The sequence below is a fragment of the Nonomuraea sp. NPDC050227 genome, from assembly GCF_044459705.1.
In the GTDB taxonomy this organism is placed as follows: Bacteria; Actinomycetota; Actinomycetes; order Streptosporangiales; family Streptosporangiaceae; genus Nonomuraea.
The window spans coordinates 269,705-292,127 of the sequence record NZ_JBITJF010000003.1; the positions used below are offsets into that span (position 1 = coordinate 269,705).

The window sequence follows — 22,423 nt, forward strand, 5'->3', positions numbered from 1 at the left end:
GCGTGATGCACCCTGCTGGACGCGGTGGCCGGGGTCATCGGCATAACGATCGGACTCGATACGATAGTCGGCATGGACGTCCATGTCCCCACCCGGATGCTCGTCGAGGCGCTCGTCCGCACCGATCTCACGGTCGACGCCGGCGAGCTCTACGCCACCGCCAACCTGCTGGACATGAACGACCAGCAGGTCCGCCTGTGCATCAAACGGCTGGTCGCCGAGGGGCGGTTCGTCCAGGAAGGGCGGGGGCGCAAGGCGATCCTGCGCGCCACCGGCAGCACCGGACGCGCGATGGGCCTCGACGTCGAGTTCGTCACCCACGCCTACCGCCAGGACGCCGGGCTCGCCCCCTGGGACGGCGCCTGGCATCTCGTCGCCTTCACCGTCCCGGAGAGCGCCCGGCCCGCGCGCGACGCGCTGCGTGCCGCGCTCACCCTGCTGGGCGGCGCCCCCGTCCACGGCGGCCTGTACGTCAGCGCCAATCCGTGGGAGCCCTACGTCGAGGAGCACGCCCGCCGCCTGGACGTCCTCGGCCACGTCACCTTCCTGACCACCCGGGACCTGCGCCGGGGCGAGGAGAGCGATCCCGTCGCGCTCGCCCGGGCCATGTGGCCGCTGGGCGAGATCGCCGGGCGTTACGAGCGGCTCGCCGCGGTGGCCGAGCCCCGGCTCCGGTTCCTCCAGGAGCACGCCGAGCCGTCAGGCAAGTCCGGATCGTCCGAGCCGCGGCGGCTGACCATCGCGGTGGAGCTGGCCGCGGAGTTCACCCGTGCGATGGAGGCCGACCCGCTGCTTCCCCCCGAGCTGCTGCCCCGGCCCTGGCCCGGCGCCCGGGCCCGGGCGCTGGCCGCGCGCTGCTGGTCGCTGCTGGAGGAGCAGACGGGCAAGGACGCCGGCGCCGTCCGCCTGTTCGGCCTCTACGGCGGCCTGAGCCGTCTGGCCGCGGGCGCCTGACGGGCCGTCACGCCGTCACGCCGTCACGCTGTCACGCCGTCACGCCGTCACGCCGTCTCCACGGCGACCCGCGCCGAGCCGCCGGTCCACCGGGCCAGGTCGGCGAAGAACCGCTCGTGGTCGATCGCCGCCTCCGGCGGATGGACGCCGGGCCGCGCCCCGGGATCGTCGATCAGCCGCGCGAGGCCCAGCGCGGCCGGCCCGCCCGTGGCCTCGGCCATGCCTTGGAGCAGCGGCGACGTACCCGCCAGATGGGCCAGGACGGTCGCCGGCCGCCCGTCCGCCGCCCCTGTGGCGAGCACGGTGCCGTTCAGCTCGACCGCCGTGCTGTACGGCTCGCCGACCGGCGCCGACGCGTTCGAATGGGCGCAGCTGGCGGGGCTCGCGATGGTCGTCGCGCTCCATGTGACCGCGCTGCGCGCCTGGCGTCTGGCAACGTCGGCGGCCTGCGCCCGGCGGCGGCGTCCGGCCACCGGCTCAAGGACGAGCGCCGGCTGCGCCTGCTGGTGCTCGGCCTGCCGATCGTGGTCGCGGCGCTCCTGCCGATCCCGGCCGCCTGGCGCTCCTTCTGGTTCTGGTTCACCCTGTTCAGCGCCGCCACGGGCGCGGTCTCGGCCGTCCGGTTGCTCGTCATGCTGCTCGGACGCCCCGGACGCCCCGGACGCCCGGACGCCTGGCCGCGGGGTCGCGCGCGGAGCTAGATCCAGCCGCGTTCCCGGGCCTCCAGACCCGCCTGGAAGCGGGTCACGGCGTTCAGGTCGCGCATGACGGCGTGGATGCGGCGCTGCACGGTGCGCAGCCCGAGCCCCAGGGCCCGCGCGATGGCCTCGTCCGTCAGGCCACCGGCGAGCAGCCCGAGCAGCTCCCTGGTCACCTCGTCGAGCTCGGCGGGCTCGGCGGGCTCGGCGGTGCGCGTGGCGGGCCGGGGGGCCGCGCGCAGGGGCAACGCCCGGTGCCACTCCAGTTCGAACAGCGCGATCAGCGCGTCCAGCAGGGCCGACTGGTGCAGGATGAACGCCGCGTCGATGGAGTTGGACCCGTTGCGGATGGGGATCAGCGCGAGCGCGTCGTCGGCGATCCAGATCTTGGCCGCCGCCCCGGCCACCACGCGGGCCTTCTCCCCGTGGGCGATGGAGTCCTGAATGAGGCGTAACTTGCCGGGGACCGCCAGGGCCTCCCGGTCGTACACGGTGCGGTAGTCGATGCCCGATCTGAGCATGTGCCGCTCGCGCGCGACGTTGTCGCCGTGCCCGCGCATGGCGTACGGGGGCTTGTCGATGTTGCGGAACATGACCTGGGCGCTGTCCTGCAGCGCGTACGCCCGGTTGATGATGTTGTCGGTCCCGGTGATGACCTCCACCTGCTCGGCCGGATGCGTCGCGTAGCGGGAGGCCAGGTTGAACGAGCTGGTCAGCTCGTGGATGGCCGTACGTACCTGGTGCAGCTCCTCCTCGTGCCGGGCGAGCAGCGGCCTGATGGCGATGTCGGGGGCGACGGCGACGTAACGGGCGCGGCGGCCCGGCAGCCTGCTGGCCAGGCCGCGCCGCGCGAAGGCCGCCAGCGTGCGGCCCGCGATCAGCGGCGAGACTCCGCACAGCGCCGCGAGCTCGTCGGCCGACGATCGCGGGTTCTCGACGAGCGTCGCGTACAGGCGGCTCTCGGCCGGTGAGAGGCCGATCGCTTCGAGCATCGACGGCTCCCCCGTTCTCCCGGCGACAAGGGCGGCGGTTTACCGCCACCTGGCGGGTTCTGGCCCGTTCGGCACCCTTGTGTCCTGACTGAATCCCAGATTAGGTCAGCGAGGAAACGATCTCCATCGCGCACGGGCGACGGTGGCCGATCTTTCAGTCTGGAGAGAGTTGTGCGCATGCTGTCCACCCTTCGGCGCCGCAGACTCGTGGCCTTACTCGCAGCCGCACTCACCGTGCCACTCGCCGGGCCACTCGTCGCGGTGCCGCGATCGGCCGCCGCGACGACCACGTCACCCGCGCCCGCCAAGGCGGACGCCCGGGTGACCGGCACCCCACCGGTCAGGATCACGCTGATCACCGGGGACACCGTCACCTACGCCAACGACGGCAAGGGTCACGCGTCGGCCACACTGGACCCCGGCGACGGCCGCGACGTGCGGACGTTCCAGGCCCGGCAGGACGACCACGGCTACTACGTGATCCCCGCTGACGCAGGGCCTTACGTCACCCAGGGCATCCTTGACAAGGAACTGTTCAACGTCGACTACCTGGCCGCCAACGGGTACGGAGACGCCAAGTCCGCACAGATCCCTCTCATCGTCCAGTACCCGCCCGAGACCAAGGCCGGCGAGCTGGCGGACAAGGCGAGAGCGCTGAAGGGCGGCGCGCGGCCGATGGTGCTGGACAGCATCGACGGCGCCGCGATCAAGGTGGACAAGAAGCAGGCCGCCGCGTTCTGGCAGTCCCTCGGACGCGAACAGGGCCTCGGCGCCGACAGGTCCTCGGCGGGCGGCCTGCGCAAGGTGTGGCTCGACGGCAAGGTCAAGGCGCTCGACGACGTCAGCAACACGCAGATAGGCGCCCCCACCGCCTGGGCGGCCGGCTACGACGGCACGGGCGTGAAGGTGGGCGTCATCGACACCGGGATCGACACCGCGCATCCCGACCTGCAGGGCAGGATCGCCGCGGCCCGCAACTTCGTCCCCGAGGGCAGCCCGGGCGGCGGCGACCCGGACGAGGTCACCGACCGGGTCGGCCACGGCACCCACGTGGCCTCCATCGTCGCGGGCAGCGGCGCCGCCTCGAACGGCAGGTACAAGGGCGTCGCCCCCGGCGCCCGGCTGGTCATCGCCAAGGCGCTGGGCGACAACGGCAGCGGCAGCGACTCCGAGATCATCGCGGCGATGCAGTGGCAGGCGGCCGCCGAGCGCGTCCGGGTGGTCAACATGAGCCTGGGCAGCTCGACACCCACCGACGGCACCGACCCGCTGAGCCAGGCGGCCGACGAGCTGACCGCCCGGTACGGCACGCTGTTCGTGGTCGCGGCGGGCAACTCGGGCCCCGGCCGGTTCACCGTCGGCGCGCCCGGCGCGGCGACCTCGGCGCTCACCGTCGGCGCGGTGGACCCGGCCGACAAGGTCGCCTCCTTCTCCAGCCGCGGCCCGCGCCTGAGCGGCGACTTCGCGATCAAGCCGGAGATCACCGCGCCCGGCGTGAACATCGTCGCGGCGCGCGCGGCGGGCACCTCGCTGGGCTCGGGCAGCAGCATCCCGGGCGGCGGCCCGATCGACGACGACTACACCGCGGCGTCCGGCACCTCGATGGCCGCCCCGCACGTCGCGGCCGCCGCCGGCATCCTGGCCGCGCAACACCCCGACTGGACGTCCGAGCAGCTCAAGACCGCTCTGACGGGCACCGCGAAGCCGGGCGAGGACCCCGTCTACGACCAGGGCTCCGGACGGCTGGACATCGGGCAGGCCGTCACCCAGCAGGTCTTCGACGACCTGGCGACGGTTCACGCCGGCTTCAGCGACCCGTACACCGGCCAGACGCTGACCAGGAAGGTGACCTTCCGCAACACCGGCAGGGAACCGGTCACGCTGAACCTGTCCACGACGCTGCAGCGCGGCGACGCCCAGGCGCCCGCCGGGATGGCCACGCTCAGCCCGTCGTCGCTGACCGTCCCCGCGGGCGGGTCGGCGAGCGCGGACCTCACCGTGGAGCCCACGCTCGGCGACCCGGGCTGGTACGAGGGCCGCCTGATGGCCACGGCGGGCACGACCCGCCTGACGGCGCCGATCGCGTTCCGCAAGGGCGCCAGGACGGACACCGTGCGCGTCAGGTTCGTCGGCAGGCCGGACTGGACGGTGCTGCAGAACGTGCTGACCGCCGTCCGGGTCAGCGACACCGACCCGCTCCTCGAAGGGGAGCCGATGGCCACGGACACCATGGCCTGGCGGACCACCGGCACGCCGGGCACGCTGGAGACCGAGCTCAAGCTCGCGCACGGCTGCGTCTACTCCCTCACCGCCACCCCCTCGTGGTTCACCAAGCCTGACCGGCAGATGCAGTACGCCGCGCTGCTCGCCCCCGAGGTCAAGCTCGACGGCGACACCACGGTGACCCTCGACGCGACCGACGCAGAGCCGATCCGGGTGAGCACGCCGCGCCCGTCGGAACCGGTGTTCACGAACGTGATGACCGTCCGCACGACCGCCTCGGGCCAGATGTACGCGAGCGCGTCGCTGCTGAGCTACGAGCCGGTCAACCGGGGCCAGTACTGGGTCACGCGGGTGCGGAAGGCGCCCGCGGTGGGCACCTCCACGGTGCTCTTCGACCAGATCCGCCGCGCTCCGGAGGTCGAGCTGGCCGTGCCGGGGCTCCGGCTCAACCCCCGCTACATCAGCGAGCACGACGCGCTGGTGCCGAAGTTCACCGCCGACCGGCGGCTGAACCTGACCACGGGCGACGACCTGCGCGGCGGCGCGGACGCGCGCGGCGAACTCGTCTTCCTCCCCGCCAGGGACTCGCTCGAACTCCTCCTGGCCGACCTGGACCTGGCCATCAAGGCGGGGGCCGCGGGCGTGGTCACCAGCGACCGGTTCGCCTGGCTGCTGCACGACCCCGCGTACGCGGCGCAGAACAAGATCCCGGTGTTGTGGATCGACAGCGGCGAGGCGGACCGGCTCGGCAGGGCCCTGGCCCGCAAGCCGTACCCGAGCGCCGGTCTGCACGTCACGCCCACCACCCCGTTCGAGTACAAACTGGCCTATTACCTGAAGGGCACCACGGCGGGCCGCCTGAACGTCGCCCCGAAGGCCCGCGACCTCACCGAGGTCGAGACCACCTACCACGCGCAGTTCCCGCCGCCGGCGGGCACGTGGGGGCCGGACGCGAACTTCATCGAGGTCGACCACACCTACTCGCCCGAGCAGCGCTTCAGCATCCGCGGCTCGCACAGTTTCGCCGGGCCGGCGACCAGGACCGAGTACTACAACGCGCCCGGCCCGGACGTGCTGTGGGGGCGTGAGTACGCCTTCATCGACCCCGCCTCGGGCGGCGCCCGCTTCGCCACCTCACTGCGCGGCTTCGCCGGCGCCGCCAAGGAGCGGGAGGACTGGAACGAGTCCATCGTCCCCGCCCAGTTCGCCCCCGGCCCGAACCTGCCGGACTGGGTCACCCCGGCCATCTACTGCGACGGCTGCCGCCAGGGCGACCGGCTGCGGCTGCGCGCGCTCAGCTCGCTCGGCTTCGGCTACTACTCCGACGCCTCCGACCCGAGCCACCTGTACCAGGGCGCGCCGGGGACCGAGGAGCTCCACCTGTTCAGCGGCGCCGCCGAGGTCAAGCCACAGTACGACGACCTGGGCCTGTCCTACTACACCGTCCCCGCCGGGCCGGGCGCGTACCGGCTCACGGCCTCGTGGCGGGACGGCTTCGCCGGCAAGCACTCCGGCACCGGCGTCGAGACCACCTGGACGTTCCGGTCCGCCCGCCCGACCGGCGGCAGCGCCCCGCAGCCCTGCCTGGACACGGTGCTGTGGGGTGACGAGCAGCCCTGCGCCCAGGCGCCGCTGATCCACCTCACGTACGGGCTCGGGCTGCCGGAGGACGACACCGTCCAGGCGGGCAGGTCGTTCGCCTTCACCGTCAGGCCCGTGGGCGGCAGGTCGCCGTCGCTGCGCGGAGTCTGGATCTCCGGCGACAAGGGCGCGCACTGGACGCCTGCCACGGCAGTGACCGGCGACAAGGTGCTCGTGCACAACCCGGAGGGTCCGGGCGGCATCTCGATCAAGGTCGAGGCGAAGGACAGGGACGGCAACGCCGTCCAGCAGGTCCTCACCGACGCCTACTCCGTGAAGTGACCGCCGTAGCGGGGGCAGGCCCGTTCTGCCCCCGCTACCTGCGTTCCCGCTCACCGAGCCGACGCCCGTCGCCCCGCAGCGCGACGGGCGTCACCATCCGACCTGGGCTCCCAGGCGATCTCGTGCTCCGCGCGCTCGCCGACCGGCCGGGCGCGCCGGGACCGTGCCAGGCGGCCACGATCGACGAGGTGTGGGCGGCGGCGACGCTGTTCGGCGCCCTCCTCCGCGACCTCCGCTGACGCTGACCGTGGTGACGCCCCCGCCCGGCGGACGGACAGGGCGCATTCGGGGGGCGTCGGAGGTGAGGGTTCTCCCGGGGACCTGTCGGGGGCATCCCTGATGCAGGCCGCGGGGAAGCCCGACAGGATTGACGGCATGAAGATCACTGCGATCGCGGGCGGCCTGCTGGCCTCCGCGGTGCTCCTGACCGGGTGCGGCCTGGACGCCATCGGCAAACCGAAGAACGAGGAGACCAGTACGTACCAGGTCAAGGAGAAGGTGCAGCGGCTTCACCTCAGAAGCGGCAGCGGGAACGTGACCGTCACCGAGTCGGATGCCGCCTATGTCAGCGTGACCGAGAGGCTCTACTGGAGCAACGACAAGCCGCGGGCCGCACACAAGGTGGAGGGCGGCACGCTGTCCGTCTCCTACGACTGCGAGAAGTCGTGGGGAACCTGCGGGGTCGAGTACCAGGTGGAGGTCCCCAAGGGGGTGCCGGTCGACCTGGACGCCGGCTCGGGTGATCTGACGCTGAGGTCGCTCACCGGCCCTCTGGACCTGGAGGCCGGCTCCGGCGACATCAAGGGTGACGGCCTGGGCGGCAAGAAGCTCCTGGTCAAGGAGGGATCCGGCAACGTCACCCTGAGGTACGCGGTCGCGCCGGAGAGCGTCGAGCTGTCGGCCGGGTCGGGCGACGTCGTGCTCACCGTCCCCGACGAGACCTTCGACGTGAAGGCCGGCACGGCCTCCGGGGACGCCAGCGTCTCGGTCAAGAAGGACGGCTCCTCCCCGCGCAAGATGTCACTGACCACGGGCTCCGGAGACATCACTGTCTCCACCGGGTAACCAGTTCCCCCGCGCACGCCACTGCCGGGTAACCGGCACCCTCGTGCACGTCGCTGTCCCCGCCGGGTAACCGGCTCCCCCGCGAACGCCACTGTCTCGCGCCGGGTATCCGGCACCCCCGCGAACGTCCCGGCCGCGGCCGCGCGGACGGTTGCCAGGTTGCGGCCCGCAGGATGAGACGCGCCCGGCGCCGTCCGCCGCCGGCCGCTGCCGAGGGGGCGGGGGCCGGGCGCAGTGAGTCAGCCGGTGTAGTCGGTGGCGTGGGCGGTGCCGACCGGCCACAGGTATTTGGCGTTGTCGGCCGGCGTGTAGCCGCGGTTGCCGTCGCCGGTGCGCGCCTGGATGCGGTTGTCGCGCCATGTGGAACCGCGAGCCGTGCCGCCCCAGATGCCGCCGTACAGGAAGCCGTGCAGCTGGTCGAGCTCGGCCGAGAAGACGTTCCCCGACACTGTGATGTTCTTGGCGTTGTCGGCCGTGCCGATGCTGAGGGCGTAACCCCATCCGGAGATGTAGTTGTTCGTGACGGAGACGTCCTGGTAGACGCCCTTGCCCTGCAGCGCCAGGCCGTTGGTGTTGCCCAGGGACGCCAGGGTGTTGTGGTTGACGATCATGTGGCCGCCGTCGCCCTCGCTCTGCGGGCCGATGCCGTCATGGTGATAGACGTCGCGTGCGGTGTCGGCCATGTCGTGGATGTAGTTGTTCGTCCATGTCGAAGGTCGGCCGGGGAATCCGGTCACCATGATCAGTCCGGCGTTGCCCCAGATGTCGTTGTGGTCCATGACCGCGACGGCTTCCTTCATCGTCGTCATGAGCTGCCACGACTTGTCGAACGGCGTGCCCGGCTTGGCGTGCGCGGACGACACCTTGCCGTCGTTGCCGGGGGGCATGGTGTAGGAGCTGGGCTTGAACGTCGAGTAGAGGAACTTGATGTTGGTGTCGGAGTAGATCTGCACCAGGTTGTCGTTGGGGTTCGTGCCCTCGAACAGGCAGCCCACGAACGTGAGATTGTCACCGTAGATGTACACCTTCGAGGCGGTGAAGCGCTTGAAGGAGATGACGCTGTTGTCGGGATACTCGACGCGCAACGGCTTGTCGGGGCTCATGCCGGACGCGTAGTCGGCGAGCTTGCCGGGATAGGCGCCCAGCCCGAGGCCGCCGGCGTTCGCGGGGGTGCGCGAGTAGCCGGTGTTGGAGAAGTCCGGCCAGTACCCCGAGCCGTCGTTGGGCCGCGCCGCGATGGCCGAGCCGGTCGCGGGCGACGCCGACGCGGTCGGCGTCTTGATGGGCGTGGACGTCGGGCTCTTGGTCGGGGTCGGCGTCGCGGTCTTGGTCGGGGTCGGTGTCGCGGTCTTCGTGGGGGGCGGTGTCGCGGTCTTCGTGGGGGTGGACGACGGGGCGGGAGTCTTCGTCGGTTTCGCGGTGGGGGTGGCGGTGGGCCTGTGGGTGGGCCTGCGCTTGCGGGTCGGCCTGGCCGACGCGGTCGGCGTGGCGAAGCTGGTGTTCCCGCTGGTCACGGCCATCAAGCTGGCGTCCTGAACGGCGGAGGCCCGGACGTTCCGCGCGTCCGCGCCGGCCACCATGACCGAGGCGACGAGCGCCACGGCCGCCGAAACGCCGCCCCATCTGATCAGGCGGTTGACCAGGAAGCGGCGCGGCCGGAATAAATGCTGAGGTGACATATGAGGGGGTCCCCGTGGTATTCGGCGATGAATAGAGTCTCTCCGGCCGGCCGAGCCTGTGGCACGCGCAGGACGAAGCCTCTTCCCGGCCCTCGCCTCACCGTTTCCCTTATCGGCTCGTCCGCCGGACGCCGAACACCATAAGCCATGATGATCACTTGACACAAGGAACGGAAATCGACCGGCGAGAGTTCGCCTCGACTCGACGCGAGGATGGATGCCGGTGGTCGCGCGACCGCGGAACTCTGCCCGACAGACAGATTGCCGGACCGAATTGCCGCAGGTGAGAGGCGCCCTTCGGGGCACCTTCATCATCGGGCTGACAGCGAGCAACGCGATGCGATAAAGTCTCCGAAATTCCGTCCTGAACGGTTCGTCGTCACCGGTGAATCATGGGCAGCAGAACAGGTGTTCATGGATCGGTAACCTCTCTTTCCAACTGCGAGAACGGCCGAACCGGGTCGCGATTAATCCACTGACCTGACGAATGTCATTGACAGCGGCCGACGATTACCTCGGCGGGTTGCCGTGAACTGTCCGCCGTCGACACGTCCGGCCACGCGCAAGGCCCACGCTTCCTCCACCGGGGGCCTGGGTGCGCACGTGGCCCATGTGATGGCCACCGAACCGCAGACTCTGCCGTCGCGAGATCGTGATGAACGGCCGCAGAAACACTGCGCTTGGCGCCGCCCTCAGCGGGATCCGGGAACCACAGGCATGGGGTTTCTGGTGGCTGGCCAACAACGCTCATGAGTTGTTCCATGCGGCCGACGGCATTCTCGTCACCTCGGTGGGCCAGCTCTCATCGCCCCATGGCCCGGAGTGTTCCGACCAGGACCCTGCGGCCCTCGACGCAGATCTCGGAGCCTTGCGGGAGCTGTGCGCACGGATGAAGGCCGATGACGAGGCGGGCGTGACACGGCCTGCCGAGAATTACCGCGACTGGGAGACCGCACTGGCGACCGTCGAGGCGATGACAGGTGTCCGCCTGGACCTCGACCAGTTCGCACGCAAGCATCAGGCAGTCCATGCGCCCTACTTGCGCTGATCCGCCAGAGGGCGCCTGACAGTTCCGCTTGCCGGAGCCGGGGCTTGCGTCCTCGGGAGGACGAGCGTCCCGGGCGTTGACTTTGTCGCAAGGTATGACGCACGATGTTGCTACAAAGCTTGCGACAAAAGGAGGAGGCATGACGAACGCTTCCATGTCCGAGGCCGGACCGCCGTCGGCCGACGTCCGCTCCGCCGAGGCCTGGCTGCGGAGGCACGGCCTGGGCGACGGCCCGCCGACGCCATTACTGGCCACGCGCCTGGCGGTGCGGCGGCGGGTGCGGCTGCTGGGCAGCGTCCTTCTGGCCGTGCTGATCATCGCGGCCTCCCTGGCGCAGGTCGCCGCCCTGCCAGGAGCCTCCGGCGGGTCCGGATCGAATCGGCTGGTGCCGATGCTGGCGTTGAGCGGGTCGATCGTCGCGCTGCTGCTGACCCAGGCCCTGCTGGACGCCTGGGTGCGGCGCGTCGACCGGCGTGCCGGGGCCGCACTGCCGCGACGGGTGACCCATCCGGTGCAGCTCGGCTGGGCCGCCCTGCTCGGACGGCCCTACGCCGTCATGGCGGGCGCCACCTTCGCCTGCGCCTTCGCGCTGGGGGTGAGCGCGCTGGCCGTCACCGAGGGCACCGCACGGCATGCCGCCGTCGTGCTGCTGGTCGCCGTGACCGGAGTCGCCCTCGGCGCCGTCCTGCAGCTGCGCGAGATGCTGGCCCGGCCCGTCGTGGCCGAGGACGAGGTCTCGCTGACGGCCGACGTCGTCATGCGGATCGAGGACGCGCGCGAGAGCTCCGCGCCGCCTGTGTTGTGGACGCTGCCGGTGGTGCTGTTGTCCGGGTTCGCGCCCGGGTGGTGGAGCGCCGCCTCGGTGGGTTTCCTGGTGCTGGGGGTGCTCGCCCTGGTCGCCGTCCATGTCAGGACGCCGTCGTACGCGGCCACGGCGCGGCGTGCGGTGGGCCTGCGATGATCGTCATCGATGCGGGCTCGCCGGTCCCGCCGTTCGAGCAGTTGCGGGCCCAGCTCGCCCGGCAGATCCAGGACCGTACGCTGGCCGTGGGCGCCCGGCTGCCGACCATCCGCCACCTGGCGGCCGACCTCGGGCTGGCCGTCAACACGGTCGGCCGGGCGTACCGGGAGCTGGAGGAGGCGGGGCTGATCGAGACGCGCGGGCGGGCGGGCTCGTTCGTGTCGGCCGCCGGCGAGGAAGGCCGGGAACGGGCCCGCCGGGCCGCCGCCGACTACGCCGCCGTGATCGCCAGCGTCGGCCTCGACGCGGCCGAAGCGCTCCGCATCGTGCAGGCGGCCCTGACGCCCGGCGCGGTAGCACCTGCCTCGCCATGACCACCCCGTGATCCTGGACGGCGGCGAGCGCCGACACGTCCGGCCGCTCATCGAACCGGCCCGCATGACCGACACCTGGGGTCGATGATCTCGAAGTTGGCCGTCGGCCGCTCCGGCACGGCGACGGCGGCCGGGGTGTGGACTGCCGACAACGCGATCTGCGCGGAGAACTGGGCCAGAATGGCGCTGAGCAGCGTCATCGGCAAGAACGGGATGCCCGCCGCCAACGCCGACAGATCTGCCCGCGGGCCTGTCTCGAAGTCCCGGCGGACCAGATCTTGTGGCAGGATCGCGGGATGCTGCGACTCACCGACTTCATCATCGACTGCCCGGATGCGATGAAACTGGCGGCCTTCTACTCCGCGGTGACTGGTCGCCCGATCAGGAAGGGCAGCCACGAGAACTGGGCCGGTATCCGGTTCGGCGAGATCGAGCTGGCCTTCTACCCGGTGGAGGACTACCGCGCCCCGCAGTGGCCCGACGGCGAGCACCCCAAGCAGTTCCATCTCGACTTCGAAGTCGACGACATCGAGGCCGAACAGAGCCGCGTCCTGGCCCTCGGCGCGTCCCTGCGGCAGGACTTCATCGGCCCCAACGGCTACGGGTGGCGTGTCTACACCGACCCCGTCGGCCACCCCTTCTGTCTCTGCCGCAACAAGGGTGTCGTGTGGACCGACGAGGGCCCTGTCTGGCCCGAGCGCGCCTGATGGTGCTTCGTCCGGTCTGTCGGTGGCTGTTGCGGCGTGACGGTTCGAGCCTCTGACGGCAGGTGGGGCTGCGCCGGTCCAGGTCGCGAGCAGCAGTTGTGACTCGCGGATGACCTTGTAGAGGGCCAGACCGGCGCAACCGCTTCTGGGTCGAGCCGCAGCGTGGTGATGAAACAGATGTGCGGCGGCGACGAGAGTGGCATGGCGGCGCGAGCCGGTCCGTGATCGGCCTTCGAACTGACCGGCTCGCTCTCGTCGTCGGGCCACTGCCTGATCAGCCACCGCTCAGGCACGGTGCCGCCGTCGGCACGGGCGATGCGGTGCCCGCCGACGTGGCCGGGGCATCAGCGCCACGTACACCACCCCGAAGGCCGGCACGCCGCCCACCCCCGCCGCGCTCGCGCCCTTGGCCGCGAAGTTCACCGCGGCGCTCGCGACCGCGCTCGCGACCCCGCTCGGGGACACCGCGCCCACGCCCGCCACCTTGACCGTGGTGGTGGCCCCCGCCGCGATCGACGCGTTGCTCAGCGCCCGGGCCCGGAGCCCGTAGAACTGGCCCGGTCCCGGCTGAACCGACGCGGCGGCGGCCGGGGGCGCCCCCGTCACCACGAGGATCCCGGACAAGACCAGGATGAGCGCTGCCAACCATCGCACGACCGCACCGGCCTCCTGGCTGAGGATCACTCCGTGTTGCGCGGCTGACGCTATCAATGGCCCTGAGCTCGTGAAATACGGCGAAAAGTAGAGATTTTTCGTCTATCAACCGCCGTACGGCAGTTCGTCCGCCTGCAACTTCGGCGGTAGCCGCCGTCCCCCTTCGGGGGGCGTCCGGGGCCACTTGCTGCCAGAGGCCGACCGGCAGGCGGCGCGTCTGGACTTATTCTCCGGAGTGGAGGTCGGGCCCTCTCGGTGACTCCAGCGCCTCTGCCGTCAGGTAATAGATGTCGCGATGTTGATGAATGAGATCGCCGTCTTCCATGGTGCAGGCTATCTTGAAGGGCTGCTCGGGCGATCTCTCCACGTCTTTCCCCAGCGCCTCGTCCACTTCCAGAAACCACGTGATGCCCGCGATCGGCACCCCGGACGGGAAGGGGAAGGGGATACGATCCTCGTTCGCGTGCATGATCTCGTAAATGGCACTCTGCAGGTCCGGTACGGCGTCGTTCACTTCTTCCGGGCTCGCGTCAGGCTGTATCCGCCGGTAGGACTTGCGCCCTTCTTCGAGAAGCCGGTCAAAATCCTCGATGCGGTAATCGATGCGGGACAGAATCGAAATCGTCCCTCCGCCTGCGGGTTCGTCCGTCTCCGCCGCGTCGACCTCTTCGACCTCGCCATGCTTCGGCTCGCACATCACGTACTCCACCAGTCCCTTTTCTTGATCACCTTGGCCAGGCGCCGATGAGGCTACCGGAACAGGGAGGCTTTCGATTGCGCGTCCGCCGGTTCGACGATTTCTCAATGCCGTCTCCATGACTACCCTCGAAGATCATGCTGATTCGGTTGCTTGGGCCGGTGGAACTGGAACGCGAGGCACGGATCCGCCAGGTACGGCCTCCGCAGGTCGCGCTCGCACTGGCCGCCCTGGCGTGGGAGGTGGGCCGGGTCGTCCCGGTCGAGGCGCTGCAGGAGAGGATCTGGGGCGAGCAGGTGCCCGACGGCGCCAGGAGAACCCTCTACACGATCATCACGCAGCTCCGCCACGACGTGCTGGGCGACGACGGCGACGTGCTGCGCCGGCTCGGCGGCTACCTGCTCGACGTGGAGGAGACGGCGGTGGACCTCGTCCGGTTCCGCGGCCTGGCCGAGCGGGCGGCGGCCGTCCCGGAGCCGGAGGCGCTGCTGGGCGAGGCGCTCGGGCTGTGGCGCGGCGAGCCGCTCATGGGGCTGCCGGGCGAGTGGGCGGAGCGGGCGCGCCGCGCCCTTCGTGACGAGCACAAGGAGGTCCGCCTGCGCTGGGCGCGCGCCGTGACCCGCGCCGATCCGGGAGCGGCGGTGGCGGCGCTGTCGCCGCTGGCCGAGGAGTACCCGCTGGACGAGCCGGTGGCGGCGGCGCTGATCGAGGCGCTGCACGAGTGGGGCAGGACCGCCGAGGCGCTGACCCGCTTCGCGGACGTGCGCGCCCTCCTGGCCGAGGAACTGGGCGTCGATCCGGGGCCCGAACTGCACCGCGTCCACCAGCGGATGCTGCATCCCGATCGGGGCGCCCGCGCCGCCGAGCCCGTGGCGCCCGCCCAGCTCCCGCTCGACCTCGGCTGCTTCGTCGGGCGGGCCGCCGAGCTGGAGCGGCTGGACGGCGAGCGGGCCCCCGTCCGCGTGATCCACGGCCCTCCGGGGGTGGGCAAGTCGTCGCTGGCCCTGCGCTGGGCACACCTCCGCCGGGAGCGCTACCCCGACGGCCAGCTGCACGCGGACCTCGACGCGAGTGACGCCGCCGCGGTGCTCCCCCGCTTCCTCGGCTCGCTCGGCGTGCCGGAGGGACGGGTGCCCGCGAGCCTCGACGCGCAGATCGGGCTGTTCCGCAGCCTGCTGTCCGGCCGCCGGGTGCTGGTCGTCCTGGACGACGCCCGCGACGCGGCCCAGGTGCGTCCCCTGCTGGCCGGCGCGCCGGGCTGCCTGACGCTGATCACCACCCGCTCCGACCTGTCCGGCCTCTCGGTGACCGCGGGCGCGTCGCTGCTGCGCCTGGACGTCCTGCCGGACGGCGACGCCCGCGGGCTGCTGTCGGCGCGGCTGGGCGCGGCACGCCTGTCGGCCGAGCCCGAGGCCGCCGCGCGGATCGTGCGCCGATGCGGCCACCTGCCGCTGGCGCTGGCGATCGTCGCGGCGCGCCTGTCCCGAAGGACGGAGCTGTCGCTGGCCGATGCCGCCGCCGATCTGGCGCGTCCGGGGCTGGAGCCGTTCGTCCACGCCGATCCGGCCATCGACCTGCGTCAGGTGCTCGGACGTTCCTACCACGACCTGCCGGAACCGGCCGCCCGCCTCTTCCGGCTGCTCGGCCGCGAATCGGGCGTGCACCTGCCGCTCGCGGCGGTGGCGAGCCTGGCGGGGCTGCCGGTCGACCGCGCGCGGGAGACGGTCGACCGGCTCGACCACGCCAACCTGGTGGAGCTGCGCGCGGAAGGCCGCGTACGCCTGCACGACCTGCTCCGGGTCTACGCGGCCGAGCAGGGCCGCGCGACCGACGACGAAGAGGTGCGCCGGGCGGCGACGCACCGCCTCCTCGACCACTACGTGCACACCGGCCTGGCCGCGAGCGAGGTCTGCTATCCCCACCGGGAGCGGCTGCACCCGCCACCGCCGGTCGCGGGCGTCGTGGTGCAGCGCTTCGCCGGCGCGGCGCAGGCGCTGCGCTGGTTCGGCGCGGAGTCGCTGCCGCTGCCCGCGCTGCTCGCCGAGGCCACCGGCGCCGGGCTGGACCGGCACGCCTGGCAGCTCGCCTGGGCGTTCACGGAGTTCATGCAGCGGCGCGGCCCGTGGGCCGAGATCCTCGGCGTCCAGGCGGTGGCGCTGTCGGCGGCCGAGCGTCTCGACGAGGGGCTGGCCGCGGCGCGCTGCCACAACGCCATGGCCCGCGCCCACGTCAAGCTGGGACACGACCGGGAGGCGGTGGCGCACTACGAGCGGGCGCTGGAGCTGCACCGCCGGTTCGCCGAGCCGGTCCTTGAGGCGCACGTCCACCTGGGGCTGACCGTCCCGCTGAGCCGGATCAGGCCGGGGCGGGAGCTGGGGCACGCCGTACGGGCGATGGAGCTGTTCAGGCAGGGCGGCGACGTCGTCGGCGAGGCGCGGGCGCTGAACAACGCGGGCTGGTGGCGCGCCCAGCGCGGCGAGTACGAGCAGGCGCTGGCCGACTGCCGCCGGGCGCAGCGCCTGCTGGCCGCCTTCGGATACCCGCAGGGCGAGGGGCACGCCTGGGACAGCGTCGCCTACGTCCTGGACGCCATGGGCCGGCACGCCGAGGCGGTGGCCTGCTACGAACGCGCCGCGGAGTTGCTGCGGAGCTGCGACGACCTGTATCCCGCGGCGGAGACGCTGGTCAGGCTGGGCGAGACGCACGCGCTGGCCGGTGAGGCCGAGGCGGCGCTCGACGCGTGGAAGCGCGCGGCGGAGTGGTTCGACCAGCTCGGCGACGCCCGCGCGGAGCAGGTCAGGGAGCAGGCCAGAGCGTTGAGGAAGCACTGAGACTTCGCTGAGACGGGCGGCGCACGCCGTCGTGCGGGCGGCGCCGCGGCGCGCTCCCACGACTCGCGCCGGGCGGGCTACCCTGGGCGTCGCCCGGCTGCTCGGCGTGGTCCTGCGCGAGATCCGCTAGCCGCCCGCCGGTGCCGGCCGCGCGGCGGCGGCGTGGGCGCGGGCGGCGTCCTCGTCGCCGAGGCGGCGGGCCAGCTCGGCCAGCACGAGATGGGTGGACCCCCAGCAGGCGGTGCCCATGCCGGCCACCACCAGCAGGTCGGCGTACGGAAGCAGCCGGTCGTAGAGCGCGCGCGGATCGGGCACGCCCAGGCGGGCGGCGACCAGGCCCCAGACGGGCACGAGGAAGTCGGCCACCCAGTCGTCGGGGACGTCGGTCCCCCAGCGCGTCAGCAGCTCGTGCGCCAGCTCGACGCGGCCGGACTCGACGGCGGCGAGCACGGCGACGGGCCGCAGCGGCACGAGCCGCGGCTCCTCCGCGGCGGCCGTCAGCTCCTCCAGGATCTCGGCCACCCGCCCCTGGCCGCGCCGGCAGGTGAACGTGGTCACCAGCCGGTGGAACCGGCGGCCCCACATGGTCGGGGCGAACCGCATGTCGCCGTACCGGGCGAGCAGGTCCTCGGCCTCCTCCCACCGGCCGTCGAGGGTGGCACGGGGGGTCTGGGCGATGCGCACCATCGACTCCAGCTCCGGGCGCGGCGATCCGGCCAGCAGCGCCTCGCAGCGGGCCAGTTCCCGGTCCCAGCCGGGCAGGTCGCCGTCGCGCAGCAGGCAGGACATGAGGGAGACCCGCGCCAGCACCTCGCCGCTCACCGGCAGGCCGGGCAGGGCCGCCAGTTCCTCGGCCGTCGCGCGCCGCGCGGCGTTGCCGCCGGGACGGAACGCGGCGAGCAGGTAGTTGTTCATCGTGCGGGCCAGGAGCGGCGTGTCACCGGTCCGTCTGGCCAGGGCGACCGCCTCGGCGGCGTGGCGTTCGCCCTCGGCGCCGCGGGGACCGTAGTGCAGTTCGAGGGCGAGGGTGCCCAGGAGGGTGGCGCGGTCGGCGTCCGGCAGCGGGCCGTCGAGCAGCTCTTCGATGACGGCGACCAGGTCGGGGTCGACGACGCCGTACGGGCGCCAGTTCCACAGGGCCGGGCCGCCGATGGCGGTGACCGCGGAGATGAGCGCCTCCCGGTCGCCGGCGGCCCTGGCCAGGCCGATCGCCTCCTCCCAGTCGCGGTGCGCGTCCTGGGGCCGACCGGCGGCGCGGTGGGCGTGGCCGAGCTCGGTGAGCAGGCGGGCGCGTTCGGCGTCGCGGCCGGGTTCGAGCGCCGACAGGGCGAGCGTCCAGAAACCGGCCGCCTCGGTGTGGGCGAGCTGCGCGCCGGCGTGCCGGGCGGCGCGGGAGGCGTACCTGAGCGTTCTCCCCGCGACGTCGAGGCGGCCCGCCTGGGAGAAGTGGTGGGCGAGCGTGGCCGACCGCGACTCGGGCAGGACGCCTTCCAGCGCCTCGCCCGTACGCAGGTGCAGGCGCGAACGGTCGAGCCTGCCGAGCCCGGCGTACAGGGCCTCCTGGACGAGAGCGTGCGAGAAGCGGTAGTCGGGCCCGGCGGGCGGCTCGGTCAGCAGACCGGTGGCGACGGCCGGCTCCAGAGCGGCCATCACCTGCTCGGCGGTGCTGCCGGTGACGGCTTCCAGCAGGCCGGCGTCCACGTCACGGCCGGCCACGGCGGCGGCGGCGAGCAGGACCCGGGTCTCGTCGGGCAGGCGCGCGACGCGACGCTCGATCACGTCACGGGCGCCGCTGGGAACCGTGCGCTCGCCGCGCGGCAGGCGCAGCACCTCGCCGAGGTAGAAGGGGTTGCCGCCGGTCCTGTCGAGCAGGTCGCCGACCAGGCCGGGCTCGTCGGCGACGTGCTTGGCCCGCAGGAAGGCGGCCACGTCGCCGGAGGTGAACGGCGGCAGCTCCAGGCGCTCACCCGACCGCGTCAGCGCCGCCAGCGTCCCGCGCAGCTCGCCGGGGTGGTCGCCGGGCTCGGGACGGCAGGTGACCAGGACGAGCAGCGGACGCCGCAGCGCGGACTCGGCGACGAACTCCAGCAGCCGCAGCGAGGACACGTCGGCCCAGTGGAGGTCTTCGAAGACGACGGCCAAAGGCGCCTGCGGCCGGGTCAGGACGTCCAGGACCTGCTCGTACAGGCCGAACAGATCCTGCTCGGGGTCGCGGGCGCGGCCGGACAGCAACCCGGTGGCATCGCCCGCCTCGCGCAGGATCTGCGTCCAGGGCCAGAAGGCCGAGGCGGCGCGATCGGCGCAACGTCCCCACGCCACCCGGAACCCGCGCGCGGCGGCCAGGTCGGCGGCGGCCCGGACGAACCGGGTCTTGCCGATGCCCGCCTCCCCCATGACCAGCACGGCCCCACCGTCGCCGCGCCGCGCGGCGCCCAGCCGCCGCGCCACCAGCTCCAGTTCGGCCGAGCGGGCGATGAGGGCCTCGCCCTCCGGTTCGGGAGCGGCCGGGACGAACGCCGCCACCGGCTCGGCCGCCGGCGGACGCAGCTCGGGCGCCTGGTCGAAGACCGCGCGTTCCAGCTCCCGCAGGTCGGGGCCGGGACTCAGCCCGAGATCGGCCGACAGCCGCTCACGCACCCGGCGCAGCGCGGCCAGCGCGTCGGCCTGCCGTCCGGCCCGGTAGAGCGCGCGCACGAGCAGCGACCAGGCCCGCTCCCGGTACGGCTCGGCCTCGACCAGCGCCTCCAGACCGGGGATCAGAGGCGCGTCCTCCCCCAGAGCAAGGCGCGCGTCGAAACGGTCCTCCAGAGCGGTGAGGCGGATCTCGGCGAGCCGCGCGGCGACCGACTGGGCGAACTCCTGACCGGCGAACTCCCCCAGCGGTTCCCCCCGCCACAGCCCGAGCGCCCGGTCGAGCAGCTCGACGGCCCGGCCGGGCGCGCCACCCGCCAGCGCCGCGCGACCCTCACCGGCCCAGGAGGCGAACCGCCACAGGTCCACCTGACCGGGCGCGACGGCCAGCAGATAGCCCGGCTCACGGGTGAGCAGGAAACGCGGCGGGGTACGCGGCGGCCGGTCGGGCTCCAGCACCCGGCGCAGATGGGCGATGTACGCCTGCAGAGTGCGGGTCGCCCCGGCGGGCGGCTCCCCCGCCCACAGCTCGTCGATGAGCCGGTCGAGCGACACCACCCGGCCGGGCTCCAGGGCCAGCATCGTGACCAGGGCACGCTGCTTACGCGTACCGAGATCCAGCACACCCTGCCCGCCGGCGACCTCAAGCGGCCCGAACAGCCGGAACTCCAACCCTGCCATGTCCGTCCCCACCCTACGGCACCTCAACTCGATCCCAGCTCGACCCCAGCCCTCACCCGACAAAGTGGACCCATCGACGAGAGAGGCGTGAACATGAACATCGGGGACGAACTGCGCGGAGTGGTCCGGGGCACGGTGCTCGCGGCCGGCGACGAAGGGTTCGAGCAGGCCCGGCGGCCCTGGAACCTGGCGATCGACCAGCCCGTGCGGGCCGTGGTCGAGGCCGCCGACGCCGAGGACGTGGCCGCGCTCGTCCGGCACGCCCACCTGGCAGGACTGACCATCACCACCCAGCCGAGCGGCCACGGAGCCACGGGCGACACCGGCGAGGCGATCCTGCTGCGCACCGCCCGCCTCGACCACCTGCACGTGGACCCCGCCGAACGCGTCGCCCGCGCGGGGGCCGGCGTGAAGTGGGGCCGCGTCCAGGAGGCCGCGAGCCCGCACGGGCTGACCGGACTGGCCGGCAGCAGCCCGGCGGTGACCGTCACCGGCTACACCCTGGGCGGCGGCCTGAGCTGGTTCGGCCGCCGGCACGGCTGGGCGGCCGGCAGCGTCCGCGCCTTCGACATCGTGGACGCCACGGGCACGCGCGCCCGGATCACCGCCGACGACGACCCCGAGCTGTTCTGGGCCCTGCGCGGCGGCGGCGGCGACTTCGCCATCGTCACCGCGCTCGAATTCGACCTGCACCCGGCCCCCGACCTCTACGGCGGCCGCATGTTGTGGCCCGCCGCGACGGCCCCCGCCGTCCTGGAGGCCTACCGCGAGATCACCGCCACCGCACCCGACGAACTGACCCTCTGGTACGACCTCCTGCAGTTCCCCGGCGCCGCCCCGCTGGTGGCCGTGGACGCCACCCACCTGGGCGCGGGCGGCGACGCCGAGACGGTGATGCGGCCACTGGAGAAGATCGCGGGACGCCTGTCCGACTCCCGTGCCGTGCTGCCGGTCGCCGGACTGGGCGCCATCACCGCCGAACCCACCGACCCCGGCCCCGGCATGTCCCGCGCCGAACTGCTGACCGGGCTGACCGACGACGTGGCCGCCGTGCTGCTGGAGCAGCCCATCGACCCGCTGCTCAGCGTCCAGGTCCGGCACCTGGGCGGCGCGCTGGCCCGGCCCTCCGGCATCCCGGCCGGGCACCTGGCGGAGCCGTACGCGCTGTACCTGTTCGGCATCCCCGGGCAGGACGGGGGCGCCGCCGTGCGCGAGCGCATGGACCGGCTGACGGGGGCGCTGGTGCCCTGCACGTCGGGACGCAAGCCGTTCACCTTCCTCGCGCCGGGCGAGCGCGCCGCCGCCGCCTTCGCCCCGGACGACCTGGCCCGCCTCCGGGACGTCAAGCGGTCCCGCGATCCCCGCGGCACCTTCCGCGGCAACTTCCCCGTCCTCGCCTGACGACCACCGGGGGGCCGCGTCTCACCGCGGTTCACCGCGGCTCGGACGCCTCGGTGAGCCGCGGCTCGGGCTGTTCCGGGCGGCGTCCCCATGCCGAGATCAGCGGCGCGAGGGTGAGGTCGAGCTCGCCGGCCTCGACGGCGGCCAGGTGCGCGTCGATCTCGGCGTCGTCGGCCAGCCCGGCGGCGAGCAACTCGGCGCGGACCATGCGCACCGTCGCGGCCTCCAGCCGGTCGCAGGCCACCCCGCCGACCGGGAAGCAGCCGGCCGCCGCGACGTCGACCAGGCCGGCCGCGCGCAACGCCCGCGGCAGCGTCCGGCCGAAGCGCAGGTCGGCGCCACGGCGGGTCAGCAACTCCCGGACGGCGCGCCGCAGCCGGTTGGCGCGCCGCTGTGCCGGGCCGGCCTCGTCGAGGCAGGCCAGCGGCTGCAGCTCGGTGTCGGCGTCCTCGATCAACAGCCGGCCACCGGGGCGCAGCGCCGCCACCATCGTCGCCAGCGCCCGGGCACGGTCGGGCACGTGGACCAGCACGAGCCGGGCGTGCACCAGGTCGAACGTGCCCGGCTGCGGCGGCGGGTCCGCGACGACGTCGTGCCGGAGCACCTCGTACCCGGCGTGCGGGTCCAGCCAGGTGGGGTTGATGTCGGTGGCCAGCACGTGACCGGTCGGCCCGACGGCCGTGGCGAGCGCCTCGGGGATGCCGGGGCCTCCCGCGCCGACTTCCCAGCAACGCCAGCCCGCCTGCACGCCGAGCCGGTCGAAGTGCCCCCGTGTGACGCCGTCGAACAGCTCGGCCAGCCAGGTGAACCGCTCGCCCGCCTCCACCCGGGCGTTGTCGAGCAGGTAGCGGTGATCCGGGGCGGACCCGGGGCCGGCGAAGGGCTGCGATGAACTCATGCGTAC

18 protein-coding genes are annotated in these 22,423 nt (G+C 72.9%); 10 read left to right on the forward strand and 8 right to left on the reverse strand.

Annotated elements, in window-relative coordinates; translation table 11 throughout:
* Window positions 1-72: 72 nt before the first annotated feature.
* Window positions 73-954, forward strand: a complete 882-nt coding sequence (locus ACIBK9_RS13665; protein WP_397157990.1) for a PaaX family transcriptional regulator C-terminal domain-containing protein — start codon at window positions 73-75, stop codon at window positions 952-954.
* Between the two features lie 47 nt (window positions 955-1,001).
* Here ACIBK9_RS13665 and ACIBK9_RS13670 read toward each other — a convergent pair whose 3' ends face one another.
* Window positions 1,002-1,427: a hypothetical protein gene (locus ACIBK9_RS13670; RefSeq protein WP_397157992.1), complete on the reverse strand. Its 426-nt coding sequence runs from the start codon at window positions 1,425-1,427 to the stop codon at window positions 1,002-1,004.
* A gap of 33 nt (window positions 1,428-1,460) precedes the next feature.
* Here ACIBK9_RS13670 and ACIBK9_RS13675 point away from each other — a divergent pair, with 33 nt between their 5' ends.
* Window positions 1,461-1,655 (forward strand): hypothetical protein, encoded by a 195-nt coding sequence (locus tag ACIBK9_RS13675; RefSeq protein ID WP_397157994.1) that lies wholly within the window; start codon window positions 1,461-1,463, stop codon window positions 1,653-1,655.
* On the opposite strand, the gene ACIBK9_RS13680 is transcribed toward ACIBK9_RS13675, so the two are convergent.
* Entirely contained in the window at window positions 1,652-2,644 is a 993-nt protein-coding gene (locus ACIBK9_RS13680; protein WP_397157996.1) for a helix-turn-helix domain-containing protein, read from the reverse strand. The two genes, ACIBK9_RS13675 and ACIBK9_RS13680, sit on opposite strands and share 4 nt — an antisense overlap.
* A gap of 177 nt (window positions 2,645-2,821) precedes the next feature.
* On the opposite strand from ACIBK9_RS13680, the gene ACIBK9_RS13685 reads away from it, so the two are divergent.
* Both ACIBK9_RS13685 and ACIBK9_RS13690 read left to right on the forward strand, forming a co-directional pair.
* Complete coding sequence (locus ACIBK9_RS13685) at window positions 2,822-6,790, forward strand: S8 family serine peptidase (protein ID WP_397157998.1); 3,969 nt, start codon at window positions 2,822-2,824, stop codon at window positions 6,788-6,790.
* A gap of 375 nt (window positions 6,791-7,165) precedes the next feature.
* The gene (locus ACIBK9_RS13690) at window positions 7,166-7,855 is read left to right on the forward strand and encodes a DUF4097 family beta strand repeat-containing protein (protein WP_397158000.1); all 690 of its coding nucleotides are present in this window, start codon (window positions 7,166-7,168) and stop codon (window positions 7,853-7,855) included.
* Window positions 7,856-8,094: 239 nt separating this feature from the next.
* On the opposite strand, the gene ACIBK9_RS13695 is transcribed toward ACIBK9_RS13690, so the two are convergent.
* Window positions 8,095-9,534, reverse strand: a complete 1,440-nt coding sequence (locus ACIBK9_RS13695) for a hypothetical protein (RefSeq protein WP_397158002.1) — start codon at window positions 9,532-9,534, stop codon at window positions 8,095-8,097.
* A gap of 655 nt (window positions 9,535-10,189) precedes the next feature.
* On the opposite strand from ACIBK9_RS13695, the gene ACIBK9_RS13700 reads away from it, so the two are divergent.
* The 3 genes from ACIBK9_RS13700 to ACIBK9_RS13710 all read left to right on the forward strand — a co-directional run bounded on the left by ACIBK9_RS13700 (window position 10,190) and on the right by ACIBK9_RS13710 (window position 11,917).
* A complete protein-coding gene (locus ACIBK9_RS13700) occupies window positions 10,190-10,582 on the forward strand; it encodes a hypothetical protein (protein WP_397158004.1) in 393 nt (130 codons plus the stop codon).
* Window positions 10,583-10,721: 139 nt separating this feature from the next.
* The gene (locus ACIBK9_RS13705; RefSeq protein WP_397158006.1) at window positions 10,722-11,543 is read left to right on the forward strand and encodes a hypothetical protein; all 822 of its coding nucleotides are present in this window, start codon (window positions 10,722-10,724) and stop codon (window positions 11,541-11,543) included.
* Window positions 11,540-11,917 (forward strand): GntR family transcriptional regulator, encoded by a 378-nt coding sequence (locus tag ACIBK9_RS13710; protein WP_397158008.1) that lies wholly within the window; start codon window positions 11,540-11,542, stop codon window positions 11,915-11,917. Before ACIBK9_RS13705 ends, ACIBK9_RS13710 begins: the two co-directional genes overlap by 4 nt.
* Window positions 11,918-11,964: 47 nt before the next feature.
* On the opposite strand, the gene ACIBK9_RS13715 is transcribed toward ACIBK9_RS13710, so the two are convergent.
* Window positions 11,965-12,117 carry a hypothetical protein gene (locus tag ACIBK9_RS13715; protein ID WP_397158009.1) on the reverse strand — a complete coding sequence of 51 codons (153 nt, stop codon included), beginning with the start codon at window positions 12,115-12,117 and terminating at the stop codon, window positions 11,965-11,967.
* Between the two features lie 96 nt (window positions 12,118-12,213).
* On the opposite strand from ACIBK9_RS13715, the gene ACIBK9_RS13720 reads away from it, so the two are divergent.
* Entirely contained in the window at window positions 12,214-12,624 is a 411-nt protein-coding gene (locus ACIBK9_RS13720) for a VOC family protein (RefSeq protein ID WP_397158011.1), read from the forward strand.
* Between the two features lie 285 nt (window positions 12,625-12,909).
* Here the strand turns inward: ACIBK9_RS13720 and ACIBK9_RS13725 are convergent, their stop codons facing one another.
* Together ACIBK9_RS13725 and ACIBK9_RS13730 are read right to left on the reverse strand one after the other, a co-directional pair.
* Entirely contained in the window at window positions 12,910-13,278 is a 369-nt protein-coding gene (locus ACIBK9_RS13725; protein ID WP_397158013.1) for a hypothetical protein, read from the reverse strand.
* Window positions 13,279-13,501: 223 nt separating this feature from the next.
* The gene (locus tag ACIBK9_RS13730) at window positions 13,502-13,987 is read right to left on the reverse strand and encodes a hypothetical protein (RefSeq protein WP_397158015.1); all 486 of its coding nucleotides are present in this window, start codon (window positions 13,985-13,987) and stop codon (window positions 13,502-13,504) included.
* A gap of 125 nt (window positions 13,988-14,112) precedes the next feature.
* Between ACIBK9_RS13730 and ACIBK9_RS13735 the strand changes: the two genes are divergently transcribed.
* Window positions 14,113-16,806 carry a BTAD domain-containing putative transcriptional regulator gene (locus tag ACIBK9_RS13735; protein ID WP_397158017.1) on the forward strand — a complete coding sequence of 898 codons (2,694 nt, stop codon included), beginning with the start codon at window positions 14,113-14,115 and terminating at the stop codon, window positions 16,804-16,806.
* Window positions 16,807-16,932: 126 nt separating this feature from the next.
* On the opposite strand, the gene ACIBK9_RS13740 is transcribed toward ACIBK9_RS13735, so the two are convergent.
* Window positions 16,933-20,118, reverse strand: coding sequence for a BTAD domain-containing putative transcriptional regulator (locus tag ACIBK9_RS13740; RefSeq protein ID WP_397158019.1), 3,186 nt, complete (start codon window positions 20,116-20,118; stop codon window positions 16,933-16,935).
* Window positions 20,119-20,211: 93 nt separating this feature from the next.
* Here ACIBK9_RS13740 and ACIBK9_RS13745 point away from each other — a divergent pair, with 93 nt between their 5' ends.
* The gene (locus tag ACIBK9_RS13745; protein WP_397158021.1) at window positions 20,212-21,519 is read left to right on the forward strand and encodes an FAD-binding oxidoreductase; all 1,308 of its coding nucleotides are present in this window, start codon (window positions 20,212-20,214) and stop codon (window positions 21,517-21,519) included.
* A gap of 31 nt (window positions 21,520-21,550) precedes the next feature.
* Here the strand turns inward: ACIBK9_RS13745 and ACIBK9_RS13750 are convergent, their stop codons facing one another.
* On the reverse strand, window positions 21,551-22,417 hold the full coding sequence (locus ACIBK9_RS13750; RefSeq protein ID WP_397158023.1) for a methyltransferase domain-containing protein: 867 nt from the start codon (window positions 22,415-22,417) through the stop codon (window positions 21,551-21,553).
* Window positions 22,418-22,423 lie beyond the last annotated feature (6 nt).

Excerpts from the sequence above, each read along its gene's own strand:
- ACIBK9_RS13685 (WP_397157998.1), top strand. The coding sequence starts at position 2,822 with ATGCTGTCCACCCTTCGGCGCCGCAGACTCGTGGCCTTACTCGCAGCC.
- ACIBK9_RS13740 (WP_397158019.1), bottom strand. The coding sequence starts at position 20,118 with ATGGCAGGGTTGGAGTTCCGGCTGTTCGGGCCGCTTGAGGTCGCCGGC.
- ACIBK9_RS13665 (WP_397157990.1), top strand. The coding sequence starts at position 73 with ATGGACGTCCATGTCCCCACCCGGATGCTCGTCGAGGCGCTCGTCCGC.
- ACIBK9_RS13715 (WP_397158009.1), bottom strand. The coding sequence starts at position 12,117 with ATGACGCTGCTCAGCGCCATTCTGGCCCAGTTCTCCGCGCAGATCGCG.
- ACIBK9_RS13750 (WP_397158023.1), bottom strand. The coding sequence starts at position 22,417 with ATGAGTTCATCGCAGCCCTTCGCCGGCCCCGGGTCCGCCCCGGATCAC.
- ACIBK9_RS13710 (WP_397158008.1), top strand. The coding sequence starts at position 11,540 with ATGATCGTCATCGATGCGGGCTCGCCGGTCCCGCCGTTCGAGCAGTTG.
- ACIBK9_RS13680 (WP_397157996.1), bottom strand. The coding sequence starts at position 2,644 with ATGCTCGAAGCGATCGGCCTCTCACCGGCCGAGAGCCGCCTGTACGCG.
- ACIBK9_RS13705 (WP_397158006.1), top strand. The coding sequence starts at position 10,722 with ATGACGAACGCTTCCATGTCCGAGGCCGGACCGCCGTCGGCCGACGTC.
- ACIBK9_RS13735 (WP_397158017.1), top strand. The coding sequence starts at position 14,113 with ATGCTGATTCGGTTGCTTGGGCCGGTGGAACTGGAACGCGAGGCACGG.
- ACIBK9_RS13700 (WP_397158004.1), top strand. The coding sequence starts at position 10,190 with ATGAACGGCCGCAGAAACACTGCGCTTGGCGCCGCCCTCAGCGGGATC.
- ACIBK9_RS13690 (WP_397158000.1), top strand. The coding sequence starts at position 7,166 with ATGAAGATCACTGCGATCGCGGGCGGCCTGCTGGCCTCCGCGGTGCTC.
- ACIBK9_RS13720 (WP_397158011.1), top strand. The coding sequence starts at position 12,214 with ATGCTGCGACTCACCGACTTCATCATCGACTGCCCGGATGCGATGAAA.
- ACIBK9_RS13745 (WP_397158021.1), top strand. The coding sequence starts at position 20,212 with ATGAACATCGGGGACGAACTGCGCGGAGTGGTCCGGGGCACGGTGCTC.
- ACIBK9_RS13695 (WP_397158002.1), bottom strand. The coding sequence starts at position 9,534 with ATGTCACCTCAGCATTTATTCCGGCCGCGCCGCTTCCTGGTCAACCGC.